This window comes from uncultured Agathobaculum sp. (assembly GCF_963927765.1).
Lineage (GTDB): Bacteria > Bacillota > Clostridia > Oscillospirales > Butyricicoccaceae > Agathobaculum.
Map to the genome: position 1 here is coordinate 1 of NZ_CAWVCU010000132.1, position 3,536 is coordinate 3,536.

4 protein-coding genes are annotated in these 3,536 nt (G+C 59.8%); 2 read left to right on the forward strand and 2 right to left on the reverse strand.

Going from position 1 to position 3,536, the window contains the following annotated elements; translation table 11 throughout:
- On the forward strand, window positions 1-997 hold a 997-nt coding region (gene aroF, locus ABGT74_RS11820), incomplete at its 5' end, for a 3-deoxy-7-phosphoheptulonate synthase (RefSeq protein ID WP_346705628.1).
- The gene (locus ABGT74_RS11825; protein ID WP_346705629.1) at window positions 994-1,332 is read left to right on the forward strand and encodes a hypothetical protein; all 339 of its coding nucleotides are present in this window, start codon (window positions 994-996) and stop codon (window positions 1,330-1,332) included. The genes aroF and ABGT74_RS11825, both read left to right, overlap by 4 nt.
- Window positions 1,333-1,372: 40 nt before the next feature.
- Here the strand turns inward: ABGT74_RS11825 and ABGT74_RS11830 are convergent, their stop codons facing one another.
- A complete protein-coding gene (locus tag ABGT74_RS11830) occupies window positions 1,373-2,494 on the reverse strand; it encodes a DUF362 domain-containing protein (RefSeq protein WP_346705630.1) in 1,122 nt (373 codons plus the stop codon).
- Window positions 2,495-2,674: 180 nt separating this feature from the next.
- The gene (locus ABGT74_RS11835; RefSeq protein ID WP_346705631.1) at window positions 2,675-3,517 is read right to left on the reverse strand and encodes a polysaccharide deacetylase family protein; all 843 of its coding nucleotides are present in this window, start codon (window positions 3,515-3,517) and stop codon (window positions 2,675-2,677) included.
- Window positions 3,518-3,536 lie beyond the last annotated feature (19 nt).

Sequence of the window (3,536 nt, forward strand, 5' to 3'; positions counted from 1 at the left end):
CAGCGACAAGGAACGTGTTGACCGTCTGATGCAGCATTTCATGGATATGGGGCTGCGGATCAACTATTCCGAGGGTGCCAATACCACTATCCTCGGCCTGATGGGCGACACCACCAAGCTCGATGAAGGGGACATCATGGCCTATGACGTGGTCGAACGTGTACAGCGCGTGACCGAGCCGTTCAAGGCCGTTAACCGCAAATTCCATCCCGAGGACACGGTCATTGAGGTCGCGGGGCGCAAGATCGGCGCGGGATATTTCAATGTGATGGCAGGCCCGTGCTCGGTCGAGAGCGAGGCACAGATCGTCGAAGTGGCCGAGGCGGTCAAAAAGGCGGGCGCGTCCTTCCTGCGTGGCGGCGCGTTCAAGCCGCGCACCTCGCCCTACTCCTTCCAAGGGCTGGAGGCCGAAGGGCTGAAGCTGCTGCTCGAGGCCAAACGCCAGACCAGGCTGCCGATCGTGACCGAGATCATGAGCGAAAAGCATCTTGATCTGTTCGCGGATGTGGACATCATCCAGCTCGGGGCACGCAACATGCAGAATTTTATGCTGCTCAAAGAACTGGGCCGCTCGAACAAGCCCATTTTGCTCAAGCGCGGCCTGTCCGCTACGATGGAGGAATTCCTCATGGCGGCGGAATACATCTTCGCGGGAGGCAACACCAATGTCATCCTGTGCGAGCGCGGCATCCGCACATTTGAGAACCTCATCCGCAACAATCTGGATATTTCCGCTGTGCCGCTGGTTAAGATGTTCAGCCATTTGCCGATCATCATTGACCCGAGCCATGCCGCCGGACGGCGCGACATGGTGCAGCCGCTGTCGCGCGCGGCGATTGCCGCGGGCGCGGACGGCCTGATTATCGAGGTGCACAACGATCCCAAGCATGCACTGTGCGACGGTGCGCAGTCGCTCGACATCCCGCAGTTCGACGCTGTGATGGCGGATATCAAGCGCCGCGCGGCCTTCGAGGAGCGCGAGATGATGCCGCAGTGAAGGATTTTGTCCGCTTCGGTGTGATTTTGCACCATATCGCGACGGTCGAGGGCTGGGTGTTCTGCCTTGTGCTGTTCGCCTACCCGCAGGAGCGGTCGCTTGTCGGGACCGCGCTGCTGGTCGCGTGGGCGTTTTTGCAGACCATCGGGACGCTCGAGCTCATCGGGCGCTGGCTGCTCGGCCGTTTGGACGAAAAGGAGGAGCGGATGCAGCGCTCCTTTGCGCGCCTCGGCGAGCATCTGGGCGAAAGCAAGGCCAAGGGCATTTTCGCCGCCGAGATGGTCGCGATGGTCGCGCTCAAGCTGGCGCTGCCTGTCGGGCTCAATCAGATATAAGAAAAAGCGAGGCATTTGCCTCGCTTTTTTGCGTTTGCGGTCAGATTTTGATCAGTTCGTACTGGCGCGTGCCGATGCCGATCTTCTCGCCGTGTTCGAGCGCGGACTGCCAGTTCGTGTCCGGATGAACGGCATGGAAGTGGTCGTTCTCGTCGTGGATGTGGTGCCGCTCGTGCTCGTCGCACAGCAGGCTTGCGGGATTGACCGGCGCGGCGTTGACCGCATCCGCGCACGCCTGATCGAGTGCAACCGGGTCAAACGACGCAAACATGCCGATGTTCGGCACGATAGCGACGTCGTTTTCTGCGTGGCAGTCGCAGTTAGGCGACACGTCGATGACGAGCGAAATGTGGAAGCACGGACGGCCATCCACAACCGCCTTGGTGTATTCCGCGATCTTGCGGTTCAAAACAATGTTGGACTCATCATAGCCGCAGCCGATCGCGTCGGTCGGGCACACGCCGATGCAGCGGCCGCAGCCGACGCACTTATCGTGGTCGATATGCGCCTTTTTGTCCGTGATGGTGATGGCGCTGTGTGCGCAGATGCGCGTGCACATGCCGCAGCCCACGCAGGGATTCTGGTCGACTTGCGGTTTGCCCGCGTTGTGCTGCTCCATCTTGCCTGCGCGCGAGCCGCAGCCCATGCCGATGTTCTTCAGGCAGCCGCCGAAGCCGCTTGCCTCATGGCCCTTGAAATGGGTCAGAGAGATAAACACGTCCGCGTCCATAATGGCCTGTCCGATTTTGGCTTCCTTGACGTATTCGCCGCCCTCGACCGGCACATACGCCTCGTCCGTACCCTTGAGGCCGTCCGCGATGATGACATGGCAGCCGGTGGAGAACGGCGAAAAGCCGTTGAGGTATGCAGAGTCGAGATGGTCGAGTGCGTTTTTGCGCCCGCCGACGTACAGCGTGTTGCAGTCGGTCAGGAACGGCTTGCCGCCGCGCTCACGCACGAAGTCTGCAACGGTTTTTGCCCAGTTCGGACGCAGGAACGCGAGGTTGCCCGGCTCGCCGAAGTGGATTTTGATGGCGGTGAATTTCTTGTCAAAGTCGATGCTGTCCATGCCCGCTGTTTTCATTAGGCGGGTCAGCTTTTGCTGCAAATTCTCGGTCAGGGTTGTGCGGAAGTCCGCAAAGTAAACCTTGGATTTATCCATAACAGTTCATTCCTCTCTTGTCAATCTTTGCCCTGCTATCAGTATACCACAAGGCGGGGCGGCAAAACAAGCGGGCCGCGCCAAACGAAAAAACCGCACCGGATGGGTGCGGTCATTTGCGAAAGTCCGCGGCGCGCTCGAACAGGCGCTGCGCGATGCGGAGGACGCGGCTTGCGCGGATTAACTCGCCGCCAGATCAGTCAGACTGCCGAAGGTGTAGCCCTCGTTTTCCCAACGGGTCAGCAGCTCGTCGAGGATGCGCGCGTTGGTCTCGCTCGTTGAGTGCAGCAGCACGATTGCGCCGTTGTGGATGCGTGGCAGCAGCTTGGCGAAGGCTTGCTCGTCGGTCGGTTGGTTGTCGGTGTACCAATCCACATACGCCAGCGACCAGAACACAGTCGTGTAGCCCAATTCCTGCGCCTGCTTGAGATTTTCCTCGCTGAACTTGCCCTGCGGCGGGCGGTAGAATTTCTGCATCGGCTGGCCGGTTAACGCGGTGTATTTCTCTTCCAGTCCGTTCAGCTCGGCGGCAAAGGCTTCCTTGTCGGAAATGGAGGACATATCCGGATGGTGCAGCGTGTGGTTGCCGACAATATGCCCCTCGTCCACCATGCGCTGCACCAGCTCGGGCGCAGAGTCGATAAAGTTACCCACAACAAAGAAGCACGCAGGCGCGTTGTGCTTTTTCAGCGCGTCCAGAATCGCGCCCGTGTTTCCGTTTTCGTAGCCTGCGTCAAAGGTCAGATAGATGGTGTTTTTGGTCGTGTCGCCCACATAATAGCAATCCCATTGCAGCAGCGTCTCGGCCGATACGTTGCCGACCGGCGGCTGTCCTTCGGTCTGGAAAGACAGACCCCAGTCGCTGATGGATGTGGGCACGGCTTCCTCTGTGCCAGCGGTTGTCTGCACGGTATTTCCGCGTTCCTCCTGCGGAACAAGGAAAAACAGCGCGGCAAGCAGCGCGCACACGCCCGCCGCCGCGCCGATGCGGTACAGCGTGTCGCGGGTGATGGTGATGAACATAAGTAAACGCCCCCTTGAT